This window comes from Guptibacillus hwajinpoensis, assembly GCF_001039475.1.
Lineage (GTDB): Bacteria > Bacillota > Bacilli > Bacillales > Guptibacillaceae > Guptibacillus > Guptibacillus hwajinpoensis.
This window is the reverse complement of record NZ_LELK01000001.1, coordinates 1,574,753-1,601,026: the sequence shown is the minus strand read 5'-3', so window position 1 is coordinate 1,601,026 and position 26,274 is coordinate 1,574,753. Positions and strand designations below refer to the sequence as shown.

Annotated in this window: 24 protein-coding genes; 20 read left to right on the top strand and 4 right to left on the bottom strand. The window is 41.2% G+C overall.

Features of this window, described 5'->3' with window-relative positions; all coding sequences use genetic code 11:
* The first annotated feature begins 86 nt into the window (after positions 1-86).
* The 4 genes from AB986_RS08020 (at position 87) to AB986_RS08005 (ending at position 6,023) form a co-directional block, all read left to right on the top strand.
* Positions 87-914 (top strand): LysR family transcriptional regulator, encoded by an 828-nt coding sequence (locus AB986_RS08020; protein ID WP_152670941.1) that lies wholly within the window; start codon positions 87-89, stop codon positions 912-914.
* A gap of 146 nt (positions 915-1,060) precedes the next feature.
* Positions 1,061-3,460 (top strand): M14 family zinc carboxypeptidase, encoded by a 2,400-nt coding sequence (locus AB986_RS08015; protein WP_048310334.1) that lies wholly within the window; start codon positions 1,061-1,063, stop codon positions 3,458-3,460.
* A gap of 187 nt (positions 3,461-3,647) precedes the next feature.
* Positions 3,648-4,061 (top strand): DoxX family protein, encoded by a 414-nt coding sequence (locus tag AB986_RS08010; protein WP_048310333.1) that lies wholly within the window; start codon positions 3,648-3,650, stop codon positions 4,059-4,061.
* 141 nt (positions 4,062-4,202) lie between these two features.
* Entirely contained in the window at positions 4,203-6,023 is a 1,821-nt protein-coding gene (locus AB986_RS08005; protein WP_048310332.1) for a terpene cyclase/mutase family protein, read from the top strand.
* Between the two features lie 16 nt (positions 6,024-6,039).
* On the opposite strand, the gene AB986_RS08000 is transcribed toward AB986_RS08005, so the two are convergent.
* Positions 6,040-6,486, bottom strand: coding sequence for an SRPBCC family protein (locus tag AB986_RS08000; protein ID WP_048310331.1), 447 nt, complete (start codon positions 6,484-6,486; stop codon positions 6,040-6,042).
* A gap of 330 nt (positions 6,487-6,816) precedes the next feature.
* Here AB986_RS08000 and AB986_RS07995 point away from each other — a divergent pair, with 330 nt between their 5' ends.
* A complete protein-coding gene (locus AB986_RS07995) occupies positions 6,817-8,046 on the top strand; it encodes a C45 family autoproteolytic acyltransferase/hydrolase (protein WP_048310330.1) in 1,230 nt (409 codons plus the stop codon).
* 256 nt (positions 8,047-8,302) lie between these two features.
* Here the strand turns inward: AB986_RS07995 and AB986_RS07990 are convergent, their stop codons facing one another.
* A complete protein-coding gene (locus tag AB986_RS07990) occupies positions 8,303-8,746 on the bottom strand; it encodes an ASCH domain-containing protein (RefSeq protein WP_048310329.1) in 444 nt (147 codons plus the stop codon).
* A gap of 313 nt (positions 8,747-9,059) precedes the next feature.
* Here AB986_RS07990 and AB986_RS07985 point away from each other — a divergent pair, with 313 nt between their 5' ends.
* The gene (locus AB986_RS07985; RefSeq protein ID WP_236690321.1) at positions 9,060-9,833 is read left to right on the top strand and encodes a PAS domain S-box protein; all 774 of its coding nucleotides are present in this window, start codon (positions 9,060-9,062) and stop codon (positions 9,831-9,833) included.
* Between the two features lie 122 nt (positions 9,834-9,955).
* Here AB986_RS07985 and AB986_RS21555 read toward each other — a convergent pair whose 3' ends face one another.
* The gene (locus tag AB986_RS21555) at positions 9,956-10,042 is read right to left on the bottom strand and encodes a YjcZ family sporulation protein (RefSeq protein ID WP_084006452.1); all 87 of its coding nucleotides are present in this window, start codon (positions 10,040-10,042) and stop codon (positions 9,956-9,958) included.
* 143 nt (positions 10,043-10,185) lie between these two features.
* The gene (locus AB986_RS22045; protein ID WP_152670975.1) at positions 10,186-10,269 is read right to left on the bottom strand and encodes a YjcZ family sporulation protein; all 84 of its coding nucleotides are present in this window, start codon (positions 10,267-10,269) and stop codon (positions 10,186-10,188) included.
* Between the two features lie 240 nt (positions 10,270-10,509).
* On the opposite strand from AB986_RS22045, the gene AB986_RS07980 reads away from it, so the two are divergent.
* From AB986_RS07980 to AB986_RS07915, 14 genes are all read left to right on the top strand, one after another.
* On the top strand, positions 10,510-11,058 hold the full coding sequence (locus AB986_RS07980; protein ID WP_048310327.1) for a sigma-70 family RNA polymerase sigma factor: 549 nt from the start codon (positions 10,510-10,512) through the stop codon (positions 11,056-11,058).
* Positions 11,055-11,483, top strand: a complete 429-nt coding sequence (locus tag AB986_RS07975) for an anti-sigma factor family protein (RefSeq protein ID WP_048310326.1) — start codon at positions 11,055-11,057, stop codon at positions 11,481-11,483. Before AB986_RS07980 ends, AB986_RS07975 begins: the two co-directional genes overlap by 4 nt.
* A 15-nt stretch (positions 11,484-11,498) precedes the next feature.
* Positions 11,499-12,563 carry a DUF6677 family protein gene (locus AB986_RS07970; RefSeq protein WP_048310325.1) on the top strand — a complete coding sequence of 355 codons (1,065 nt, stop codon included), beginning with the start codon at positions 11,499-11,501 and terminating at the stop codon, positions 12,561-12,563.
* Positions 12,564-12,567: 4 nt separating this feature from the next.
* Positions 12,568-13,518 (top strand): LiaF transmembrane domain-containing protein, encoded by a 951-nt coding sequence (locus AB986_RS07965; RefSeq protein ID WP_048310324.1) that lies wholly within the window; start codon positions 12,568-12,570, stop codon positions 13,516-13,518.
* A 237-nt stretch (positions 13,519-13,755) separates the two neighbouring features.
* Positions 13,756-16,971: an AfsR/SARP family transcriptional regulator gene (locus AB986_RS07960; RefSeq protein WP_053216081.1), complete on the top strand. Its 3,216-nt coding sequence runs from the start codon at positions 13,756-13,758 to the stop codon at positions 16,969-16,971.
* Between the two features lie 138 nt (positions 16,972-17,109).
* Positions 17,110-18,294 carry a substrate-binding domain-containing protein gene (locus AB986_RS07955; protein ID WP_048310996.1) on the top strand — a complete coding sequence of 395 codons (1,185 nt, stop codon included), beginning with the start codon at positions 17,110-17,112 and terminating at the stop codon, positions 18,292-18,294.
* A gap of 72 nt (positions 18,295-18,366) precedes the next feature.
* Entirely contained in the window at positions 18,367-19,131 is a 765-nt protein-coding gene (locus AB986_RS07950) for an ABC transporter ATP-binding protein (protein ID WP_048310322.1), read from the top strand.
* Complete coding sequence (locus AB986_RS07945; protein ID WP_048310321.1) at positions 19,115-19,822, top strand: ABC transporter ATP-binding protein; 708 nt, start codon at positions 19,115-19,117, stop codon at positions 19,820-19,822. The genes AB986_RS07950 and AB986_RS07945 overlap by 17 nt, the downstream gene beginning before the upstream one ends.
* A 15-nt stretch (positions 19,823-19,837) precedes the next feature.
* Positions 19,838-20,698 carry a branched-chain amino acid ABC transporter permease gene (locus AB986_RS07940; protein ID WP_048310320.1) on the top strand — a complete coding sequence of 287 codons (861 nt, stop codon included), beginning with the start codon at positions 19,838-19,840 and terminating at the stop codon, positions 20,696-20,698.
* Positions 20,699-20,702: 4 nt separating this feature from the next.
* Entirely contained in the window at positions 20,703-21,707 is a 1,005-nt protein-coding gene (locus AB986_RS07935; RefSeq protein WP_048310319.1) for a branched-chain amino acid ABC transporter permease, read from the top strand.
* Positions 21,708-21,715: 8 nt separating this feature from the next.
* On the top strand, positions 21,716-22,738 hold the full coding sequence (locus AB986_RS07930; RefSeq protein WP_048310318.1) for a 3-oxoacyl-ACP synthase: 1,023 nt from the start codon (positions 21,716-21,718) through the stop codon (positions 22,736-22,738).
* A complete protein-coding gene (gene phaZ, locus AB986_RS07925; RefSeq protein WP_486606293.1) occupies positions 22,738-23,643 on the top strand; it encodes an intracellular short-chain-length polyhydroxyalkanoate depolymerase in 906 nt (301 codons plus the stop codon). The genes AB986_RS07930 and phaZ overlap by 1 nt, the downstream gene beginning before the upstream one ends.
* Positions 23,644-23,806: 163 nt before the next feature.
* Positions 23,807-24,547, top strand: a complete 741-nt coding sequence (gene fabG / locus AB986_RS07920; RefSeq protein ID WP_048310317.1) for a 3-oxoacyl-ACP reductase FabG — start codon at positions 23,807-23,809, stop codon at positions 24,545-24,547.
* Positions 24,548-24,591: 44 nt separating this feature from the next.
* Positions 24,592-26,091, top strand: a complete 1,500-nt coding sequence (locus AB986_RS07915) for a class I adenylate-forming enzyme family protein (protein WP_048310316.1) — start codon at positions 24,592-24,594, stop codon at positions 26,089-26,091.
* The last annotated feature ends 183 nt before the right edge of the window (positions 26,092-26,274 follow it).

Below are 26,274 nucleotides of genomic sequence, written 5' to 3'. Positions count from 1 at the left end.
TATAGTTAGTTAAGATTAAAAGCATATAATCGCCATTTTAGCTAATATAAAGTGAGGAGAAGTTATAGTTGGGAGTGTTGCGAATCATGTTGTTACATAAATTAAAGTACTTTATTGAGATTGCTGAACAGAGAAGTTTTACGAGTGCTGCGAGTACGTTCTATGTTTCGCAGCCTGCGTTAAGTAAACAGGTGAAGTTGCTGGAGGAAGAGCTTGGATTTACACTATTCAACCGTTCTGTGAGAGGAGTGGAGCTCACGAAGAAAGGGAGGGCGCTATTTGAAGACTTAAAGCCATTATTCCATCAAATCGATAAAACTGTTGGGCTTTATAAGCAGTTTGATCACATTCGCTTTGGCTCTACGCCGATGTTAAGCTCCTATTTTCTTCCGGGTTATTATGAAAAATTGCAGTATACGAACCTTGACGTCACAGTCGTTCAAGAAGACAGTCAGGATTTAATTCCGTTATTAAATAAACAAGAAATTGATGCTGCCATTGTACAAGACATTCCTTCAGTAGAAGGGCTACATTCGAAGCTCCTATTTGAGGAGAACTTCGTAGCAGCTATTCCTATTTCTTATGCGCTCGCATCCAAGGACACGATAACGATTGAGGAGTGCTTCGACTATACACAAATCCTACCACCAGCGGGGAGTTTGTCTCTGAATGTTCGGAGAATGATGAAAGAGCAGAACGTGGAGCGAGATGTACTTGAGACCCATTACCTCGGAATGGTCGGTCTCGTTTCGCTAGGAATTGGAATTGCTTATCTACCTAGTATGATGGCAAAAGAAATTGAGCATCGAGGCGTCGTTTTCATACCGATTAAAGGTGCTCCATTAAATAGAAAGATGTATTTATATGCTGTTACATCGTCTGTATTGGAGGTTTTATCAGAGTCGTTGAAATGAAACAACAGTAGGAGGGGGTCAGACACGTGCCAGACCCCCTCCTACAAAAGACCTACCTCCAATCAGTATGAATGACACATACAAATTATGACACAGAAGGTATAAAATAGAAGTTAGACTATTTAGTGAATTAGAGGAGGAATGGGATGAAGAAGCAACTAATTGCTGGGCTTGTTACGCTCGGTCTCTTTGCCGCGCCGATGACAGGTTCTGCAGAGTCGAATTGGAAGAATGTGAATTGGAATGAAACGATGCAAGAGGAGAATGGTAGTCCTTTTAATAGTGAGAACTATGATTTCGTAAACTATTCAGAAGTAGATGATAAGCTACAAGAAATTGAGAAGAACAGCAATCGGATTACGGTCGAAACTCCTGCTCAATCGTCAGAAGGTCGCGACCTTTATGTAGTGACGATTTCAGATCCTGAAGCAAAAGGGAAGTATGGGTACCAAAAAGCATTGCGAAAGAAAATGTTTAAAAACCCTGAGAAAGCAGAGAAATTCATTGAAAAGCATCCTGATTTCAAAGTGCCAGTCATGATTAATGCTTCCATTCACGGAACGGAGTTTGTCGGTTCCGATGCAGCACTACAGTTAATCGAACGATTCGCTACAGCGAATGATGCGAAAACAAAGGAACTCCTGGAAAATCACATTCTGATTTTTAATGTGGTAGCGAATCCTGATGGTCGCATCGATGCAACTCGCTTTAACTCAAACGGTATTGATTTGAATCGTGATTTCATTACGCAATCTCAGGTAGAGACAAAGCATACCGTTAACTTAATTAAAGAATGGAATCCGATGGTGTTTCTTGATTTGCATGGTTATGTGAAAGCATTTGGTGGAGAAGATCACCCTGGATTAATTGAGCCTTGCACACCACCTCACAATCCGAACTATGAATATGATTTGTATTCAAAGTGGGCGATGGATCAAGCAGAATCGATGGAAGGTACTATTGTCGATAACAGAAGTGACTATGATAATACAAACACAGAAACATCGAACGTCAATTACCAAACGATGACAGGTACATATATACCTCAGCGTGATGACGAAGCAGGTTGGGATGACTATCCACCAATTTTCACGCCAATGTATGCGATGTACCACGGTGCATATGGTTACACGCTTGAAGCTCCAACGAATGATTGGGACGGTGTTAAGTGGCATTACGATGCGGTGATGGGTGCACTTGAATTCTCGAATGATAATAAAGAAGAGATGATCAAAGATCAGATCGAGGTGTTTAAGCGTGGTATCCAGTTCGATCACCCTTATCACACAGAAGGCTTTTTCCCGAAAGCGTACATTCTACCTGTTGATGAAAAGGACCCAACTGCTACAGAAAAAGCGGTTGAGCATTTGATGTTCAATGATATTGAAGTATCAGAAGCGAAAAAGGCTTTTGAATTCGATGGTAAAACGTATCCTAAAGGGTCGTACATTGTAGATATGAGTCAAGCGAAGGCAGGACTTGCGAATACGATGCTTTGGGACGGGGAGGATATCACGGATATTACCCCAGCTATGTATGACATTTCAGCATGGAATCTTCCTGAACTATGGGGTTTTGAAGCGATTGAAGTAGAATCCACACGTTCTCTTGATGTAAAAACATCTGATGTGAAAAAAATCAAAACAGATGGTGAGTTAGTTGGGACTGGTCCTTACGTTATCGAAAATTCATCTGTGAAAGCTGTAAATCTTGTGAACAAGCTGATCGAGAATGGGTTTGACGTGCAGTGGGGAGAAGACGGATCGTTCCATGTTGATGCAAGTGCAACTACTGACTTGAGAAAGCTTGTAAGAGATTCTGGGGTTACAGTGGTGACGGATCCTAAAGTCGAAGGAAAGAAGCTTACTTCACAGAAAGTAACGATTTTAAAAGATGGTGGGATTTACAAAGCACAATCGCATGCTGGGACACATCTAGCACTCGAGCGACTAGGTTTTGATGTTAAGGAAATCACACCACGTGAGCTTGCAGAGAATGGTCTTGGCGATACGGATGTCTTTTTCTATAGTGGTACATCTCGGTTGATTTCGTACAACAATAGTGAAGCAAACGCACCGTTTGGTTTAGAGAATGAAGACCAATATCAAGCGTTCAAGCAGGAGATGCAATCGTATGTTGAAAATGAAGGCAAGTATATTGCCGTAGGCGCTGGTGCATCTGATGCGACGAAGAAGCTTGGGTTAACGAGCGTTTCAGTAAATAAAGGTTACTCAAACAGCAACGGAATTGTAAAAGTGGATTATGGAAATCAGCTTTTAACCTCAGGGTTTGGAGCAAACGATTATGGTTTCGTTTATCAGCCTGTTTGGTATTCGAATGTAGAAGAAGTAGATGTGCACGCTTCCTTCGATACAGGCGATTTCTTTGTTGCAGGACACTGGGAAAATCGTGTTGGTGCAGAAGGGCAACCTGTTATTGTGAAAGAACAAAATCAAGATGTAACGTTAATTGGTATTGAAGCAGGGTTCCGTGATCATACGGATTACTTGTTCCGTCTTCTTTCGAATGCAGTGTTTAGTGAGTAAAGTAAGGTAATTCATATACAGACTTGCAAAATGCTAAATCATTTTGCAAGTCTGTTTTTTATTCAAGATTGATCGAGAGGCACTTTAACTACAAGTAATTCCACTAGTAATTTAGATTACTTCATATTTAAAAGTTTTCCCCTATACTCGAAGTGTACTTATTAAATAGATTGGAGTTGTTCAAGAGATGAATCAAAAAGCTGTAAGTTATGGATTACTTGTTGCGCGCGTGGTTCTTGGTATTATTATGCTTGCTCACGGTATTCAGAAATGGATGGGAATTGAGGGAGTCGTTGGCATGTTCGAGGACATGATTGGATTGCCTGGCTTCCTTGCTTATGTAACAGCTGCGGTTGAACTTGTTGGAGGTCTTGCGTTGATCATTGGATTTAAAGTTCGCATCGCATCCATTCTTATTGGAATCATAATGATCGGAGCAATGGTGACTGTGAAAATCCCTATGGTTGGTTTCTTCGGAAATGGTCAAATGGCTGGTTGGGAATATGATCTATCCCTTCTTGCACTAGCTGTCTTGCTTAGCCTAAGTGGAAGTCAGCTATTTTCAATTGATGGTAAAAGTTCATCAGAAACTCACGTATAAATATAGTAGAACCGAGCTTGGCGCTTCGCTAAGCTCGGTTTGTTTTTGTGTAAGGAAAGCGTCACTCCCCTTTCTTGAATTGTCTCGAGATTCTACGAATAGGTATAACTAGAAGGATTCTACCGGAAAGGGTTGATTCAAGTGAGGGCTAAAGTCGAATCAGAGATCAACCGGATTGTCCGAACGTTAAAGAACGATCAGTTACCGGGTGGGGACTGGGATTATACGTTTGAGACAGGTATTACAACGGATGCCTATATGATTATTTTACTAAGAGTGATGAAAAATCATAATGAAGAATTGATTCGTTCTCTCGTTGAGCGGATTTTAAGTAAACGTGAATCGGATGGACTGTGGAAGCTATTCCCTGATGAAGAAGAAGCGAATTTCAACGTGACGCTTGATGCTTACTACGCTCTTCTATCTTCAGGTTATAAGTCAGCAAATGATCCGGATATGAGGATTGTAAAAAGGTACCTTCTTTCAAAGGGAGGACTTGCGAACGCAGGAATGTTTTCGAAGATATTGCTTGCGATTACTGGACAGATTCCATGGCCGAACGACTATCCGTTTACACTTGAATTCATGGTGCAGCCTTTATCTACCCCACTCAACATTTTTGATATATCGGTGTTTGGTCGTTCAAATTTAATTCCGATTTTAATTCTAGCTGATAAGAAATTCAGTCTGAAAAATTCAGGTGGGCCGGATTTATCTGATCTTTTGGTTGAACGTTCTTACGTTGATTACAACTATGATGGATCAGAACACCCGAGGTATGATAAGGCTCTTGCGTTAAAAAAAGCTGAGCAATATATGCTTGATCGTATTGAACCTGATGGGACGTTCCTTAATTATTTTAGCGCAACGTTTTTAATGATATTTGCCCTTATGGCACTGGGGTATACGAAGAATCATCCGGTCATCACGAAAGCAATAAAAGGACTGGAGTCTATGCGGGTTACAATCGATGGGTTCACACATATGCAGTACACAACAGCAAATATATGGAATACAACGCTAATTAATCATGCTATGCAAGCGGCAGGTGTTCTTCCTTCATCTGAAACGGTTCAGAAAGCGAATCATTATCTGCTTCAGAAGCAGCAGCTTTTATATGGTGATTGGGTTGTGCATAATCCTGATACGCTTCCAGGCGGGTGGGGGTTCTCAAACAGCAATACGATCAATCCAGATGTGGATGACTCGACCGCTGCGCTAAGAGCAATTAAGCATTTTGCGAAGAGAAACCCTGACTACCGGGGTGCCTGGGATCGTGGGAGCATTTGGGTCATGTCAATGCAAAACAGTGACGGCGGCTGGCCGGCGTTTGAGAGAGGGATCGATAACAAGCTGCTGAGCGCACTTCCCCTTCAGGGAGCGGAGTATTTGTTGCTTGATCCATCAAGCGCTGATCTTACTGGACGAACGCTTGAATTCTTCGGAACGTTTACGAAATTAAATAAAACCCATCCGAGTGTGAAAGCGGGAATTAACTGGCTAGTGAACAATCAGAAGGATGATGGTTCGTGGTATGGGCGCTGGGGAATTTGCTATATCTATGGGGCGTGGTCAGCTCTCACTGGGCTAAGAGCCGTTCGATCAATGGAGCAGGAAACGATTTCGAAAGCGATAAGGTGGTTGAAGAAGATTCAAAACGAAGACGGTGGCTGGGGAGAGTCATGTAATAGTGATATAAAGCGAACCTATGTGCCGCTTGGTGCTAGCACTCTCACGCACACAGCCTGGGCAGTGGATGCCCTCATTGCATGTACGGATGAAAGCTCGCCAGAAATTGAACGTGGGATTCAATTTTTATTAGATAACGGTGAAAAAGACGACTGGACGACAGCTTATCCAAAAGGACAGGGCATGGCAGGTGGTTTTTATATTCATTACCACAGCTACAGGTATATTTGGCCGCTCCTTACGTTGGGGCATTATCGACGGAAGTTTGGTTGAAAAAGAGGGGGGGGGATCAGGTACGTACCTGATCCCTATTCAAAAATGCTTCTTTAAAAAGGTTAACTTGATCACGGTCAGATTTCTTGATCGCCATCTTAATGACAGGAGAGAAGACCCTTGACATACCTCGCGCATCGCAACTCGCATTAAGAGTGAGTTTTGTATAATCGGTATTCTCGCTTGAGAAGGAGTACGTGTAGTCAGCCTGGAAATTTCCTTGTACCGAAGTCAGGGTAACCTTCGCCTTGGGAACAAACTCAGTAACGGTTGAAGAATGTCTCTTTCCCCGTGCGTGAAATAAATAGTTCGTTCCTTGATGGATTTCTCCTGTAGTTTCTTTCTCCATTTCTTGAATGCCCTTCATCCAATTAGGAGCATTCTCTTCAAGGTTAATGAAATAGTTCCAAACTTCTTCTAGTGGGGCGTTGATTGTCACGGTTTCTGTGAAAATCTGGCTCATACTTTAACCTCGCTTACTCTAAATATTTTAGTAGTGCTCAACTAATGGGGATATCTTAATGATAAGTATACTACAACGGTTTAAAGCAGCGGGGGTCAGGTACGTACCTGACCCCCTTTATTCGCTACTTTTGTAGGAGGCCGCGAAAATAAGGGTTATTTAACTTCAAAGGGTACAGAGGACAGGAACACATTATTGTTGAAATGAGTCGTTTTATGAAGAATGATAGTTTGTTAGGTTTTCTCATGCGATCTCTGACAAACGAAGTCACTTTATTTATCCTATTAATAGAAATAAAAACTATTAAGGGGAGTTGGATGTTTATTGAAGATGCGTAAATTATTTTCTATATTGTGTATTGGTGTCATTTCTTTTGTAACTATGGCAACAGGCGTGGCTAGCGCGAGTACAAGCGAAAGTAGCCAAACCTTAAATCTATCAGGAACACCAAGTGAAATTGGAGAACAATATGGAGAATTAGCAAAATCAGCTATCCAAGAAAATCTAACTTTATTTAAGAAGACAGCCAACTTGATAGGTTATTCTGAAGAAGAATTAATAGAAGCAGGCACAGAACTTGAAACTTATTTGCTAAAGCAAGACAAAGACTTAATAGAACAATACAAAGCAATGGCGGAAGGCTCAGATGTTTCATACATAGACTTACTTGCATTTAATCAACTTGAAGAAACGGTCTTAGGAGATGGATGTACAACAATCTTAGCTGACGGAAAAGCAACAAAAAAAGGGGCCACTTACTATCATAAAACCCGAGATGCTTCTCGTGGATATAAACAAGTTGTCGTTCAAGTTCAACCGGAAGATGGTCACAAGTTTATAGGAATTACAAGTGCTGGATCCTCTGGGATTGCAATGGGTATTAACGAACATGGTGTCTCTGTTGGGAACAATGTGCTATCTACATGGGATACAGGTAGTGGATATGGAAACCTTACCATTATTCGTATGGCATTAGAAAATGCAAGCAACACTCAGGAAGCGGTAGGTTATGTTGCAGACATTGATCGTAAATCAGGTTCTGTTTATGGAATTGCTGATGAAACAGAAGCTGCATTTGTTGAAACAACATATAGTGCATATGGCGTCATTTGGGTGGAAGACGCAGCGGTTGCCCACACAAACCATTTCATACATCCTGATATGCTTGGTTATGAAGGTTTATCGGATGATCCAGATGATGAAAGATGGAATTGGAGTTGGTACATCTCTACAGAAGAGCGTCTTGAACGTGCTAAAGAATTACTTGAGAAAGACTTCGGTAAATTAGATATACAACGTATTATCAACATTTCTGAAGACCAAAACGGTGAAGATCCTACACTTTGGATTGATGCACAAGCGGTAATTAACGATAGAGCGATGGGTTCTGTTTCAACAGGAACATTTGATGGTTCCAAGCTTCGTATGTGGTCACAATTAGGGCAACCTAGTGTAGCCCCAGCAATTCCATTTGATGTTGACCGACCACTTATTCCAATGCCGTTTAACTCTGGTAAGCAAAGTGACCGTATCGAGAAGACGAGTAGTAATCGAAATTAACCGAAACTACTTTATAAATAGGGTGCGTATGGGATGTATAATCCAGGGGACTTTTCTCCTGGATTTTTTACTGAAAAACCTTTTGACGTTCATACAGGTGACGCACAATTCTCGTGGTTTTTAAAACGGTAAATATTGACCTTAAAAAAGTCTTGGTTCGACACAACGAAAGAACATGGGAAATGTTGTTTACTTCTTTGGGTGGATTTGCACAATTTGAGCAAAATCTTACTTCCGAACGAACACAATTTAGCCTTCATTTCACATCAATTAATTCAAACCGTTCACACACCACCAATAGATCCTCAGAAAACTCACGTTCAACTTCCTTTAATTCAGATGTGAAGAACGCTTCATGAACATTCCACCAGTACTCATAACTTCGATCTCCTTCGCCTTCAGCCGCTGCGAATTCCTCTGATACTTCATTCATAGGAAGAGTGGATACTTCTACAGTTTTAATGATCGCTACCGGCTCGTTCTGGCTGTTTAGGATAACGCTGTAATCCTGAGTTGTAGGTAGCGGTTCTTGATCCAACTCGTAAAAAATGTGAGCTGAGCAAGTTGCGGTTTTAATCCCTTTCATAACTAGCTTTGCAAGTTGATCTGGATCGTCACCGAATTGCCAGGCCGTGACAGAAGGTGGCTTTTCTCGACCCTTCCAGTAGTGATCCCAGTAGTTTTGTGCAGTTTCATTCAACTGAAACCCTCCTTAAAGAAAAATAGTTCAATGCTATATGCTCTTCAAATTATTTCAAACAATCACTTTTTCTTCAATCCTGATTTTGTTTAGTGATTTAAAGCAGCGGGGGTCAGGTACGTACCTGACCCCCTCCCATCCGCTAAGCATAATCTTGAAAAATTAGTAAAAAGGTATTACTCTTTTTTTGTAGAATTTTAAGGTAATGTTGCTTGTTCTGGTGAAAAGACATGTGGTTGGTTCATACGTTTGCTTTTGATCGGTAATACCTACACCATCAATGAAGACAATCTATGAAAAGGGGAGTGGTGGAGTGGAACAGCTTAGGGGGAATGACGAAATCTCTGTTATTCAAAAAGAGGCCATGTATCAGCAAATTGTTGAATATTCGTTTGAGACGACGGTTATTCATTCGAGGCATAAAGTGCTTTATATTAATCAGTCGGGAGCAGACTTTCTAAGAGCACCGAAGGAGAGTATCATCGGGGCGAACATACTTGACCTTTTTATGAATGACTACAAAGACATCATTGTGGAGCGGATCAGAAGAAATGAGGAAGAAAATATTGTCGGTCAGCTTATCGAAACAAAGGTCTATCGGATGGATGGAACACTTGTCGAAGTAGAGCTGTACTGTCACCCTGTCTATTTTGGTGAAACTAAAGCGATTCAATCAATTGTTCGGGATATTACGCCACGTAAAGAAGCGCAGCGAAAGCTAAGACAAGTCATTGATGAAGTATCAATTCCACTTGTCCCCGTGCTAGATGGCATAGCGGTTCTACCCTTGGTAGGTATGATGGATCAATATCGAAGCGAGCAAGTCCTAGATAGCCTGCCAAAGAAAGTCCAAGGTCGTCATCTAACTCATTTAATTATCGATGTTTCAGGTATCTACAATTTCGACGAAGTAGTTGCTCAGTTTCTATATCGAATAAACGCGATCATGAGACTACTAGGTATTACGTTAATATATACAGGGTTCAGGCCTGAATTAGCTCAAAAAGCTGTACAGGCAGGCATTGAGATTTCGTCAGTAAAAACGATGACGAACGTGAAGATGGCGTTAAGAATGTTAATGGAATAGAGTTCTGAGTGGGTGGAAGTGATTTTTTGTTGTTTTCCTTTATAGACACTTAATTCTATGTAGTTGAATGTTTTTTTACTAGAATACCTCCATTAACTTTAATGGAGGTATTAAAATTTAGATTACCATTTCACATATGAAACGCCAACAATAATCAATAGAACAAATAGAACGACAATTAAAGCAAAGTTGTTATTATAGCCATACATAATTATTCCTCCTGTTCCTAAATTAAGAATGAGAAGGGATGCTTACCTTCAAGAATAGAATATGCAAACTGTAAAAAAGAGGTGTGGACAAGTTGAAAGGAGGGGGCAGGTGAGTACCTGCCCCCTAATAATTTATTAAATTATTATTTAGCAAAAGAAACGCCAACGATGATTAATAGAACAAACAACACAACAATTAGAGCAAAGTTGTTATTGTAACCATACATAGTTATCCCTCCTATTTCTGAAATTAAGAGGAAATCTATCACTCTCATTAATAGAATATGCAAGCCTATAAAAGACGGTGAGGACAAGGTTGGAAAATAGTCTTTAGTAGATTAACGTAGTGGGGGTCAGGTACGTACCTGACCCCTTTTAAATTCTTTTAAAATATTTTAAGAAAAACTGTAGGGATTTCTCTTTTTTATTCGTCTATATAGGTAACGTTGCATGAAAGGGGGGAGAGGTTGGAAGAGTCATTGATTTATCGAGCTAAGAACGGCAATGAACAGGCGTTTCGGCTGCTGATTGAAACATATAAAGACTATGTCTTTAAAAGCATTTACGGAGTGCTTCGTAACCAGAAGGATGCAGAGGATGCATCTCAAGAAGTGTGGATCAAGATCTATACCTCCCTCCAGAGCTACGAGGGCCAGGGGTTTAAAACGTGGATCTCGCGCATTGCCGTTCGACATGCGATTGATTGTAAGAGGAAGAAAGCAAGACGGAGTGAGGAGCTTGTTGATGAGTTTGCGATCGGCATAGACGTCAACTCAGAGAGGAATCACCTCGTGGAACGAAGCGTACTTCAAAAGGAGCAAAAACAGCTCGTGTTAAAGAGTCTTGATCAGGCACCTGCTGCTTATCGGGACGTGATTGAAGGATACTACATAAAGGGAAAAACGTATCAACAGTTAGCACAGGAACAGAATGTCCAGGTGAAAACAATTGAGACGAGGTTATATCGTGCAAGATTATGGATTAGAAAGCATTGGAAGGAGGAGGATTTTCTATGAACCATCACTCGTTAGAAGAATGGAAGCAATATGCTAGTGGTGAACTGCATCCTGAGAACCGTACAGCATATGACCACCACCTTGATCATTGTGACGACTGCCTTACTCTTTATATGAATGCGATTGAGGCCACAGAAGATGAGCTACCTGAGATTGAAAATCCCTCACTCTATACCGATGATCTTATGTCACAACTTCCGTTTGAATCTGTTGAAACTATTTCAGTAAAAAAGAAGTGGTTTGAGAATCGCGCATTTCACTATGTGCTAGCTGCCGCGATGACGTTTCTTCTCATGACGACAGGCGTTTTCTCGCAACTTACAACCGTACCAAAAGAATTTGAACTAAACGAGCGTTCTTCTTTTACAGAAGACGTACTAAATAAAACGACGAGCTTACTAGATCGTGTTGAGGAAGAGAAATAGAGGAGGTATATATTAATGGTAAAAAATAAAAACCCGATCGTTGCCTTTTTGCTAGCGTTTCTGCCAGGAGTAGGATTGATGTATTTAGGTAAGGTGGGAAGAGGCGTGTTGTTCTCTCTCGCAATCATTGGATCAATTCCCTTTGGATATGCATTGAATCGTGTGTTATGGATGCCTGAGGCAATGATTCTGTCCATTGGAGTAGGATTTCTACTATATGTTGTAAGCATTATCCACACAGCTTTGACTGCATCGAAAAGTGTCCAGCAAAGCGAGAGTCAGGCTCAGCCTTTAAGCTCAGAACGCTTCTACACAATTATCCTATCAATGGTACCAGGTCTCGGGCATTTCCAACTTGGTTTAATGAACAGAGGTGTAACTTTTCTTGCATCGTTCCTAGGTGTTGCAGCGATGATTCTGTTCGTCACCTTTATTACAGGAACCGGTGGATTTATGGTGTTTCTGATCATCCTACCTGTCATTTGGGTATACAATTTCTTTGATACGATGCAGCTGCTAAACAAGAAAGAAGCAGGCGAGGACTTGAAAGATCGTTCGATTCTAGAAGACTTTGAAGATCATCATCAAGGTGGTAAGAAAAGCGTTGTGCTTGCAACGCTGTTATCGATGTTTCCTGGCGCCGGGCATCTATATCTAGGATACCAGCGCAGGGGTGTGCAATTAATGGCGGCATTTCTTTTTTCTATCTATATCTTGGACGTCCTTCGTCTTGGCATCTTTCTTTTTCTAGTACCAATCATTTGGTTCTTTAGCTTCTTCGATGGCTTGCAGCGCGCCTCTCGTCATAACAAAGAACCATTGGAGGATGAACCGATTGTTTCCTACTTTGTTAATCATCAGAAGTGGATTGGAATAGCACTCATCTTCATCGGAGTTTATTACCCAATTACAAATATTGTTTTACCAACTTTAGCGCCATACGTGAATGATTATTTCCAAGTGAATCTTTATAACCTCGGGCAATACATGCAAACCGGAATTGTTTGTGCTTTACTCATTATCGGTGGCGTTAAGCTTCTTGGTGGTAGCAAAAAGAAAGCAAATATGGGGGAGGAGTAAAGTCATGGGATCGTGGAGAGTAGGAACAATTTCAATGGGGGTATGCCTGTTATTTCTAGGCGTGATGTTATTACTATCACAAATTTTTGATTGGGACACCGCATATGTCTTGATTAGCTGGTGGCCTCTGCTGCTCATCGTGTTGGGTGTCGAAACACTTCTTTACTTCTTGCAGTCGCAGTCTGAAAAGCCATATTTGAAATTTGATTTTCTTAGTATTTTCTTTGTCGGAATCATTGGAACGGTTGGAATCGGTTTTACGATCTTTCAAGCATCCGGCTTCCTAGATCATGTGGGATCGTATCTTGAAGGTGAAGTGAAAACGGAAAACCTTCCAGCCTATAATCAGGCTGTCGGGGATGAGATTAAAAGAATCCTTGTTGATGCGGGGAACCAACCAGTGACGATCGAAAGTTCATCGGAAAAAGAAGTGAGCGTTTTCGGAACGTATCGTGCCCAGGAGATAGACGGTGAGTCTCTTCTAACCAATTTCGAAGAGTATCTTTTTACAAAAGAGAAGGGTGATACGCTTTATGTTACGTTTAAAGATCTCCCTGAGAGACAAGGCTTGACGCGCCAAAGCATGATGCAAGCAAGGCTCGTCGTTCCATCCACAACCGAACTAGAAGTGACGAGTGCTTACGGCGGAGTAACGCTTAATCCAAGAGCACTTGTGAGCTCATGGAACGTCTCGAATGCTTCAGACGTATCAATCAACCTCTCAAAGGAAGAAAACCTGACCGTCAATTTAGAAGAGGTAGAGTATATTCATGGTGAAGCATCTGAATGGCAGTACACAGACAATGCTTCAGGAGAAAGTCCTGTGAATAGTAGCAATGGAGATGAAGTAGTTGGACTTGAGCCAAATCAGTCAGCGACGTTATCTATTGGAGACGGTGATTACTTTGTCTCAATTTCAAAAGCTTCATCTGTTAACGCTTCAATAAGAGAATAGCCAAGCATAGAAAGCCACGCTCTCCTGGGAAAGGGGCGTGGTTTTTCACGTTCGCGGATATAACGAAGAAATCGCGAGAGTGTCCGGCAGGTGACAGGCACCACCCGAAGTATGTCGACCTATGTCAGTTGGGATTAGTGACTGCTTTTTGTATAAATTGTATGTATACGACACCAGCATTTTACTAGATATGGTAAACTGTTAGAAAAGTCAGATATTATGAAGGGAGGGGTGTGGGTGCAACCTACCGTTCCGATTATAGAAACGAAACTTGTACCGCCAGCTTTGAAAGATACGTATATTTATCGGCGTTCGGTTATTAAAAAATTGAAGGAGGTTATGAATTATCCATTAACAATCGTTCATGCAGGAGCGGGTTATGGAAAAAGTACGATTGTTAGTCAATATATTAAACAATGCAAGCAGCCTGTTTGTTGGTATACGGTGACCGAACAGGATGATGATATTTTCCCGTTCATTCATTATATTGTTTATACGATTCGAAAGAAATTCCCTCATTTTGGTGAGGAGTTGCTTGAAGTCATTGCTCAAATGGATTATTGGGTCAGTGAAGAAGACCTTCAATTACTTAGCGCCCTCTTTATTAATGAATGCGCACGTATGAACACGGACTTTATTCTCGTAATTGATGATTTTCAATTGGTTGATCACGTATTTATGATCAATCAATGGATTGAGAAATTCATTACTCTTCTGCCTACAAATGTTCATCTCCTATTTTCTACACGCATGAAACCTAAGTGGGATATTCTCATCAAACTTAGTGTTAGTAATCAAATGCTTGATATAAATGAGAAGGATCTTTCTCTCTCAGAGGAGGAGACGAGGGTATTTTTGACGGATTTCTATGAGTCTTCTATGTCAGATGAACAGCTTGAGAAAATACACAATCTAACAGAAGGTTGGATCATTGCAATTAGTATGATTGGAAGCCAGCTCTCTCAATCTGAAGAAATTGATTCAATTCTTCAATTTAAGCACACATCAATGGATGATTTATTTTCCTACCTTGCACAAGAGGTCTTTACTAAGCAGTCAGACGAAACTCAGCAGTTTCTACTGGATTCGGCTATGTTCGGAGAACTTGAAGCAGATTCTTGTAACCGCATTCTTGAGATTTCGAACGCTAAAACGATGTTGGATTATCTATTCTCAAAAAACCTGTTCTTTCAAAAAGTCAATGAAGGTCGCTATCGATACCATGGGTTATTCAAAGCTTTCTTGAAAAGTAGAGGAAGAGAACAACAGAAAAAGCGCATGAGGAATTTGCAATACAAATGGGCTCGAGATCTTGAAGAAAATAACTATTACGAGGATGCTATCGTTCACTATGATGAACTAGAGGATGAGTCTTCACTCGCTCGCGTTTTGTTAAAAACAAGTGAGCGAATGATACGGAACCGTCAGCTAGAAGCTCTTCTCGATCAGCTGAGTTCTCTTTCTAAGAGCGTAAAGGATGACAAGTATCCGCTTTGGTTATATGAAGGGGAGGTTCTGCGCTATCGTTCTTATTATGATCGAGCTTTTACTTGTTATAAACGAGCGATTGAATTAGGGAAGAAAGCTGATGATTTTATTATACTTAGTAAAGCGAATGAAGGAATTGGGAATATTTACTTAGATACGATTCAACCTGGAAAAGCCGAGCGTTATTTGGCTGAAGCCATCCATTACCTTGAACGAGTTAATCCGAGTCACCCTGATAAGGAACGGTTATTTCGTCTACTCGCTGAAAATCTTGTGAATTCTGGTCAAGCCGCTAAGGCGATGAATTGGTATGAAAGAAGTGAGGGAAATAATTCCTGGATATTTGGAAATCTAGATGCTCGTTTGTTATTACGTACAGGGAAAATTTTTAAATCACGAGAACTTCTTCTTACTCGGAATTCTTCAATCGAACAGCTCCCTCAATCGCACAGAGAAACAGAGTTGCTACTCTCGCTTTTAGAGTCGCTCAGCGGTAATGGAGATCGTGCAAAAGATCTTGCACAGCAAGGGATCCAGCAGGGGATACAGCATCAGTCACCCTTTATTGAGGCGTGTGGTTGGATTCGAATGGGTCATGCGGTCGCTATTTCGAATCAGTATGAAGAGAAGTTAGCGATTAATTGTTATGAAACGGCTCTAGAATTAATGGATTCAATAAAAGTCGAGAGAGGGAAAGCGGAGCCTCTGATGGGATTATGTGTGATGTTTGGACGCAATGAGATGTGGGAGCGTGCGAAAGAATACGGTGAACGAGCACTTTACGAAACGAAAAGAGTTAAGGATGAATGGCTTTCCACTCTTATCAAACTATGTATCGGACAATCAGCTTATTATTGTGGTGAATTAGAAGAAGCTGAGAGATGGCTTCTTGACACGTATCAATCTGCGCAATTATGTGGGGATGTTTATGCTGAAATGCTCGCTACGATGTGGCTTGCATTTCTAACGAAAGAACGGGATGATTTCACCAACTATGCTCGTGCTTTCCTTCAAAAAGTTCAAATCGAGGAATACGAATTTATTTTCGCCAAACGAACAACTTTCGGCCCAAAAGACTTGCAGCAATTTCTCCCCCTTTTATTAAAAGCAAAAGAGGCAGGGATTTATGAAACTTACATCACAAACCTGCTGGATTCATGGGGATATAAGCACCTCGAGTCTCATCCGGGTTATACCCTTCGTATTAAAACTCTGGGGGAATTTAGCGTATCGCTCGGGGACAAGGTACTTGATTATAAGGATTGGCAGCGTGAGAAAGGAAAAGAACTGTTTCAGTATTTACTTATCCGCCGTAACACGTTTGTGAGAAAAGAAGAAATATTCCATGATGTATGGCCAGAAGCTGATGAATCAAGCAGTCAACGAGATTTCAAAGTCGCTTTTAATGCGTTGAACAAAGCATTAGAACCGGACCGGAAAACGAGGGGTCAACCGTATTTTGTGGTACGACAGGATTCATCCTACGGCTTCAACAAAACTGCTGTTATTGATGTGGATAGCTTCCATTTCAGCCATTGGGTAACAGAAGGGTTGAAAGAAAATCGTGTGATTCAATCTAAAAAACTACTAGAAAAAGGGTTGCGATACTATGAGGGAGACTTTCTCCCAGATCGTCAAACAGCATGGGCCCAAAGTGAACGAGAGCGTCTTCGCCAACTGTATTTACGAGGATTAGAAAAGCTTGCGCAGCTTTTTATACGGTTGTCAGAGTTTGAAAAAGCGATCCCGATTTGCAGAAAAATCATTGAAGTCGATTCTTTGTGGGAAGAAGCATACAGGCTTCTCATGTTCTGTTATTATCAGCGGAACAATCGTCCGCAAGCCATACGACTATATCAGGATTGTGTAGTAAAGCTTCGTGAAGAACTTGCTGTTGAACCAATGGAATCAACGAGGCAAATGTATAACATGATTTGTTCAGAGACTGTTTCCTTTACGATATAGGATCGCTTCTTTCTCCTAATGAAGCGGTTCTTTTTTTGTTTGTAACTTTTGTGTAACTCACTCCCTGTAAGCTACCCCTATAGCAATACCGAATGAAAAAGGGGGTAGAAATGCTTGCGTAAAAATGTGGTTTTATCAATGGTAATGTCATTGTCTCTTGTTCTTGGTGCCTGTAGTTCCAACTCCGAATCTTCTGGACAGGAGAATGGAGATGCTGAAGAAACGATTAAAATTGGTGTGCTTGCTTCATTAACTGGTGCACTTGAGACCTATGGGAATCAAACAAAGCAAGGATTCGAGCTTGGACTTGATTATGCAACAGATGGATCAATGGAGGTAGAAGGTAAAAAAATCGAAGTGGTCTATGAAGATACTGAAACCAAACCAGAAGTTGCTGTACAAAAGGCGACTAAGCTTCTGGAAGAAGATGAAGTGGATTTTCTTGTAGGGTCTTCGAGCTCTGGAGATACGCTCGCTGTGCTTCCGCTTGCAGAAGAGTACGAGCGAATCATGATCGTTGAACCTGCGGTAGCAGATAGTATTACAGGTTCAGAGTTTAACGAGTATATTTTCAGAACAGCTCGTAACTCCTCACAGGATGCGATTGCTGGAGCAAAAGCAATCGGAGGCGAAGGAGTTAAGATCGCAACGTTTGCACCTGATTATTCTTTTGGGATCGATGGAGTAGCTGCCTTTAAAGAAGCTGCAGAGGAACTCGGATCTGAAGTGGTACTAGAAGAATACGCTGATCCAACCGCGACTGATTTCACATCTAATATCCAGAAAATTATTGAAGCAGATCCCGATTACTTGTTTGTAATCTGGGCAGGAGCCAATTCACCTTGGAACCAAATCAGTGACATGAAGCTTCAGGAGAAAGGAATCAAAATTTCGACGGGTGCTCCTGACATCTCTGCTTTAAAAACGATGGAACCGCTAATTGGAATGGAAGGATTCTCTGTCTATTATCATAGTTTACCGGACAATGAAGTTAATGATTGGCTAGTTGACGAACATAAGAAGCGTTATGACGGAGCACTTCCTGACCTTTTCACACCTGGTGGAATGAGTTCTGCGATTTCGATTGTAGAAGCGTTAAAGGAAACAGGTGGAGACGCCACGGCTGATGGCCTCATTGATGTGATGGAGGGTATGTCGTTTGAAACGCCTAAAGGTACGATGACTTTCCGTGAAGAAGATCACCAAGCACTACAAACGATGTATGCCGTGAAACTCGAGAAGCAAGATGGAGTTGACCATCCTGTACCAGTGCTCATTCGTGAGCTCACACCTGAAGAAACAGCCCCACCTATTCGTAACTAAGGAGCTAATGAGAAAAGGTGCTGTTGCTGAACTTCAGCGCAGCCCCTTTCCATGTTGGGAGGATTTGAAAACATGAGTATTTTGAAAACACAGGATCTAACGATTGCGTTTGGCGGACAGGTCGCAGTCAATTCAATTAATCTCTCAATTGAAGAGAAATCATTTACTTCAATCATCGGACCGAATGGTGCTGGTAAAACGACATTGTTTAATCTATTGAGCGGTCAGCTTAAACCTACAAAAGGGAGCATTCTATTCAAAAATGAAGACATTACAAGGCTTCCCTCTACAATCCGAACTCGAAAAGGAATAGGACGTTCTTTTCAAATCACGAATGTTTTTCCGAACTTAACAGTTCTTGAAAACGTCCGACTTGCGGTTCAATCGCAAGCAGGGGTGCGGTATCAAATGATTAAGCACTTTCGTTCGTATAAGAAAATGAACGAAGAAGCTTATTATTTATTAGAACAGGTCATGATGGCTAAACAGGCTGACGCACTTGCAAGTAATCTAGCTCATGGAGAAAAGCGAAAACTCGAGATTGCCATGCTGCTAGCATTAAAGACAGAGCTACTCTTACTTGATGAGCCAACAGCAGGTATGTCGCTAGAGGAAGTTCCTGCGATCTTAAAGATTATCGAGGATATTAAATCGTCAGGTAATCGAACGATTCTATTGATTGAACACAAGATGGATATGATTATGAATCTTTCAGATCGAATTATTGTCCTGTTCAATGGCAGGTTACTTGAAGAAGGATCGCCACAGGAAATCATGAACAATGAAACGGTACAGAATGCTTATCTAGGAGGGTTATACGATGACCACACTGCTTGAGGTTAACGAAATTCAGACGTATATAGGGCAGTATCATATCCTCCAAGGCGTATCGTTTCAGGTTAGAAAAGGAGAAGTTACTGTTCTACTCGGACGAAATGGAGCAGGGAAAACAACTTCCCTACGATCTATTATGGGACTGAATCCTATATCGGACGGTCAAATTACGTATAACGGAAAAGATATTTCAAAGCTTGCAACCTATCATATTGCCAACCGTGGAATTGGCTTTGTTCCAGAGGATCAGGGGATTTTTGGCGAACTTACAGTAGAAGAAAATATGAAAATTGCGATGCAGAAGCAGGATGAAGAGACGCTTGCCCGAATGGACAAAATCCTCACGTTATTCCCTGATTTGAAAACATATTGGAAAAAGCAGGGTGGGTATTTAAGCGGGGGTCAAAAGCAGATGCTTTCGATTGCGAGGGCCTATCTTAATAAAAATGAGCTTTTACTCATTGATGAACCTAGTAAGGGTCTTGCCCCTATCGTTGTTGAAAAGGTGATGGAATCGATAATGGAAATGAAGGATGAAACGACAATTGTTCTTGTGGAACAAAATTTCAGAATGGCGCTAGGCGTTGGAGATACCTACTACATTATTGATGATGGAAGAAGTGTAGGAACAGGAAACATGAAGGAACTTGCAGAAAACGAGGAGTTAAAACGCAAATACTTAGGGATCGCATAGAAAAGAGGTGGGAACATGGATCTTCTTTTGAATTTAATGGTAAATGGACTCGCGACTGGAATGTTGATTTTTCTACTAGCAGCGGGATTAACGCTTATCTTTGGCTTAATGGATGTTTTGAATTTCGCTCATGGCGGTCTTTTTGCTTGGGGAGCCTACTGTGGTGTCTGGGTGTATGGGATGACAGGAAGCTTTATGACTGCAATTGTTGGAGCTGTTTTGACAGGAGTCATTCTTGGATATGTTACTGAACGCTTCATTATCCAACCAGTATACGGAAATCATGTTCAGCAAATTTTAATCACGCTTGGTCTCATGCTCGTCCTTTCCGAGATGTTGAAAGTAGTCTTTGGACCAAATCAAATTGTAGCAGCCCCTCCAGACTATTTAGCTGGAAGCTGGCAGTTAGGTGATGTGGTTATCATTAAGTACCGAGCGTTCATCATTCTTGTTGGCGTTATTGTATTTGCTCTCGTTCATTATGTTCTAAAGAACACCAAAATCGGTCTGACTGTTAGAGCGGGTGTTATGAATAAAGAAATGGTGCAGGCACTTGGAATTAACATTAAGAAAGTATTTATGCTCGTGTTTATGATAGGTTCAGCGATGGCTGCTTTAGGGGGAGTATTGCTAGCTCCTTATTCAGGTGTTATTTACGCCGAGATGGGTATGGACTTTGCCATTCTCGCTTTTATCGTCGTTGTCATCGGCGGCATGGGAAACTTTGTTGGTTCCTTATTCGCAGCAATGCTGATCGGCCTCTCAGGCGCATTCATGACGTATTTTGTTCCAGATCTTTCATTAGCTGTAAACATGCTCTTGATGGCTGTTGTTCTAGTAGTGAGGCCACAGGGTTTATTCGGTGCAAAGGGGTGAGCGAATGTTAAAGCATTTCAATAAAAGTCCAGTTTGGGTTCTCATTAGTAGTGCTGCGCTTATTCTTTTGCCATTTGTTAACGACTCTAGAAGCCTAATGATTATGATCACGCAAATTTTTATCCTCGCCATTTTTGCAATGAGCTATGATTTGTTACTCGGCTATACTGGGATCGTTTCGTTTGGGCATGCGATGTTCTTTGGAATAGGTGCTTACTCAACAGGCGTGTTGCTTAGTCGATTCGAGCCAACCATGTTGTGGTTACTCGTTTCGATCGCGGTAGGAATGGTCGTTGCTGCAATCGTAAGTTACTTTGTAGGACTGCTAACGCTCAGGCTTAGTAATCATTTTTACGCTATGCTAACCCTTGCGCTTGCTGGATTGTTTCTAGTAGTAGCGGAGAAATGGCGCTCTCTTACACTTGGAAATGATGGATTTACATTTAGGGTGCCGGATGTGATGAGAGATCGTCTTTCCTTTTACCTCATCTGTCTCATCTTAATGGTAGCTGTGTTCTTCTTTCTTATGAGATTAACGAATTCACCGATGGGTAAAGTACTCCTGGCCGTACGAGAAAATGAAGCGCGTACCCAGTCACTTGGCTTTAAAACAATCCATTACAAGTTAATTTCGAGTGTGGTTGCTGGTGTGATCGCCAGCCTTTCAGGTTCTTTGTATGTGCTGTCGCTTAGATTTGTTAACACGAGTGTGTTTGCGCTTGATGTTACTCTTGACGCGCTTTTGATGACAATTCTCGGCGGTGTTGGAACGTTGATCGGTCCTATTATCGGAGCGGCTATAATTGAGGTGTCTCACCACTGGTTAAGCGAGCTTGGAAAGTCATATGTCATTTTTGAGCGCTGGATCATCTTCTTTGGAATCTTGTATATTCTAGCAGTTATGTTCTTTCCAAAAGGAATTGTTGGAACGGTTAAAGAGATAAGGTGGAAGAAAAAACGTCCTTCGAAGGTAGAGACCAATAACAAGAATAAGCGAATCGCAGGGTAGGTGAAGTAATGAGTATAGGTGTCGTCAGTACAGGAGTTTACATTCCAGAAACGTATATCACTGGTCAAGAGATTGCTGAAAAAGCGAATCTTCCAATTGCTGTAGTGGAAACAAAGTTGGGTATTAAACGAAAAGCAGTTCCTGGTCAAGATGATCACACGTGTGAAATGGGAATTAGAGCTGCAGAAAGGGCACTAAAAGAAGCTGGAATGACAGGGAAAGACATCGATCTTGTGATTTATATTGGAGAAGAATACAAAGAGTATCCGCTGTGGACTGCAGCACTTAAGACCCAGGAAGCGATCGGGGCCCACCATGCTTGGGGATTTGATACGGCGCTTAGGTGCGGGACGACGATCATGGCTCTGAAACTTGCGAAAAGCTTGATGTTAACTGACGACGATATCAAAACCGTCCTTCTCGCAGGTGGTTATCGAAATGGGGACTTTATCGATTACTCGAATGAACGAACTCGCTTTATGTTGAACCTTGGAGCAGGCGGAGGCGCACTTATTTTACAAAAAGGTAATAACAAAAACATGCTTTTAGAGTCTCATATCATGACTGATGGCTCTTTCTCGGAGGACGTTGTCGTTACAGCAGGTGGTACGAAAAATCCGATTACAATTCGTGAGCTAGAATTAGGCACTAATCGACTAGATGTCATTGATCCTGTAGGAATGAAGAAACGCCTTGAGCAAAAATCGATGGATAACTTCTTGTCCGTTATTCGAAAATCTCTTCATAAGAGTGGAAAAGAAGAGAGTGATATTTCATATGTTGCGATGCTACATATGAAGAAATCAGCACATGACTTTGTTTTGCGAAAACTAGGCTTAACCGAAAATCATTCCATTTACTTAGAAGAATACGGGCATATTGGTCAGATCGATCAGATTCTATCATTAAAGTTGGCGGAGGAGCGAGGGAAAATTAAATCAGGAGACGTTGTTGTGCTAGTATCAGCGGGAATTGGGTATGCCTGGGGAGCGACAACAATGATCTGGGGAACCGAGGAGGGATTAACGTGATTACAATACCAACCGTTAAAAAAATTCAGCTTTCGAATGGCGAAGAAATGGGATATAGAAAACGAGACGGTGGAGAGGAAACGATTCTACTAGTTCATGGGAATATGACTTCATCCACACATTGGGATCTTTTTTTCGAGACGTTCTCAGAAGCTTATACGCTCATTGCAATCGATATGAGGGGATTCGGTGAATCCTCCTATAAGAAAAGGATTAATTCCATTCAGGATTTTGCAGAAGACCTGAAGCTATTTGTGGATGAGATGAACTTAAAGAATTTCTCGTTAATTGGGTGGTCTACTGGTGGGGCAGTTTGTATGCAGTTTGAAACACAATACCCAGGTTATTGCGAAAAGCTCGTTCTTGTTGGTTCTGCATCGACAAGAGGCTATCCATTCTTTGCGACGCATTCGGACGGTACACCGAACTTAGATCAAAGGTTAGAAACCATTGAAGAAGTGGAGAAAGATCCAACAAGAACAATACCAATACAACAAGCTTATGATACGAATAATCGCGATCTTCTTAAAACCATTTGGAATTCGCTTATTTATACCCATCACAAACCTAGCGAGACCAAATACGATGCGTATGTCGATGATATGAGAACACAGCGAAATCTTGCGGATGTTTACCACGCTTTAAATACCTTTAATATTAGTTCTGTTCATAACGGGCTTTCTAATGGAACAAATCAGGCTCGGAATATCTCTATTCCTGTACTTGTTCTAAGAGGTGAGCACGATCTTGTTATTAGTAAGAAAATGGCCGAGGAGATCATAGAGGATCTAGGTGAAAACGCAACGTTCAAAGAACTACGTGAATCTGGTCACTCTCCTTTTGTTGACGATATTGAACAATTGAATGTGATCATTGCTGATTTTCTTAAAGAATGGCTATGTTAACTCATATTGTTGATTTCTCGATTTTTGGCTCATTCGAGTGAAACCTTAGTTTCACTCGCCTGAGCAAATGAATTTGCTCGAAGCGATTGGTCACCGCAGTGCGTAAATGAGCCCAAAATCAACATTGTTCATTAACATAGCCTAAAGAATAGGAGTGGACTGGATGAGGCTTCAAAGTAAGGTAGCTGTAATCACAGGTGGTGCGAACGGGATTGGTTTTGCAGCAACGGAACGTTTTGCTCAAGAAGGTGCTCAGGTTTCGATCGTAGATTTTAACGAAGAACTAGGAAGGCAGAAAGCTGAAGAGCTTCAGTCAGAAGGATATCACGTTAAGTTCTTTCGTCTAAATGTTGCTAATGAACAAGACGTTCAACATACGATGAAAGAAATTGCAGATGTCTATGGCAGAATTGATATTCTCGTTAACAATGCCGGAATAACAAAAGATAGCATGCTTCATAAGATGAGCAGTGAAGATTTTAAGAAAGTGATGGATGTAAACGTGAATGGCGTCTTCTATTGTGCTCAGGCAGCTATGCCTTATATGGTCAAACAGGGCAAAGGTAAAATTATCAATACCTCCTCAGTGAGTGGTGTGTATGGAAATGTCGGTCAGACAAATTATGCAGCTGCTAAGGCGGCGGTTATTGGTATGACGAAAACGTGGGCAAAGGAATTAGGAAGCAAAGGGATTAACGTGAACGCTGTGGTCCCTGGCTTTACTGAAACAGGGATGGTAGCCGCTGTACCTGAGAAAGTGATTGAAAAGATGGTTGCAATGGTTCCTGTAAAGCGACTTGGCAAACCAGAAGACATAGCGAATGCGTATGTATTTCTCGCGAGTGATGAATCCGATTATGTTAATGGAACTGCTCTTCACGTTGATGGAGGCATTATGATGTAGTGATTTAATTATTCATCCATTTTGTGATGAGGAGATGAAGCGAAGTGGAACTTGACTGGATTGAACGAAGAGCAGGTCTCTTTCCGGATACGATTGCGTTGATTGATGGAACTACACGTGAAGAGTGGACATATAAACAGTTGAATGAGAAAGCCATACGCTGGGGAGCGTATTTCCACGAGAATGCTGTAGGAAAAGGAGATCGAGTACTAGTAGTAGCTCATAATTCTCCAAAAATGATTGAAGTGTTATTTGCTTGTCAGAAGCTTGGAGCGATTTTTGTTCCCCTAAACTGGCGGCTTTCTGGTCAGGAACTTGCAGAACAAATCGAACACGCAGAACCAGCTCTTCTTTTATTTGATGAATATACAGAAGAACTCGTTTCCGAGTGTGTTGATAAAAAAATCAAATGCGTTTCTTTTCAAGATCAGTATTTAATTGAACAGAATGATCCTATGTTGCCTACGATAGAAATGACAGAAGAGGATCCGTGGATGATGATTTATACAGGGGGTACGACAGGGAAATCAAAAGGCGCGATCCTTTCTTATCGTTCAGTTAATTGGAATGCTTACAATACTATAATTAGCTGGGGCTTGTCTCATAAGGATACAACGGTAACATATCTGCCGATGTTTCATACTGGAGGACTTAATGCGTTATCACTCCCAGTCCTAATGGCTGGAGGGAAAGTAATTGTAGCAAATAAGTTCTCACCAGACGAGGCGATGGAACTGTTGCACGAATTTGAATGTACAATCGTTCTATTTGTGCCAACGATGTACCATATGATTGTAACGGACAATAACTTTGAAAGGTATCCCTTTGCATCTGTGAACGCGTTCTTATCTGGCGGTGCACCTTGTCCAGAATTGATCTACGAAAGATTCAGAGAACGTGGGCTCCCTTTTAAAGAAGGATATGGATTAACTGAAGCTGGTCCTAATAATTTCTATATCCACCCAAAACAATCTGCGATAAAGAGAGGATCTATTGGAAAACCCATGTTATTTAATGATGTGAAGATCGTTGACGAAAACGGCATGGTTGTTGGAAGTGGCAAAGTTGGTGAACTGTTAATTAGAGGTAAGCATGTGTTCAAGGAGTATTTCCGAAATGACGAAGCAACGAAAAAGACACTACAAGGTGGATGGCTTCATACGGGTGATATGGCGAAGTGTGATGAAGATGGGGATTACTACATTGTAGGTAGAAAAAAAGAAATGATTATTTCCGGAGGTGAGAATATTTATCCGGCCGAGATCGAAAATATCCTTCTTCGTCACCCTGATGTGGATGAAGCTGCGATTGTTGGGTTTGAGGATAAAAAATGGGGCCAGAAGCCAGTTGCCTTTGTTGCTTCAAAAAATTCGGTAGATGTTGCTTGTCTAGAAGTGTTTATGAAGCAATCTCTTGCTACTTATAAAGTACCAAAGGAGATCATTCTGATTACTGAATTACCTAAGACGCCTGTAGGGAAAATTGATAGAAACAAGCTAGTGAGCTGTTCATATGGAAGTAAGACCTTACAAATCGATACGTAGTGACGCTCTAGTTGAAGCGAATCCAGATGATCACAAATGAGGGGGAAACATTTAAGAAGACTATTGAAGCTTGGAAATCACGTGGTATTAGCAGTTAGATTTTATACCAAAACAACTGCTAATCTCACTTTTTTCTATGACGATTATGACACTTGTAGAGGATACCATTCCTTTACAAGTTTT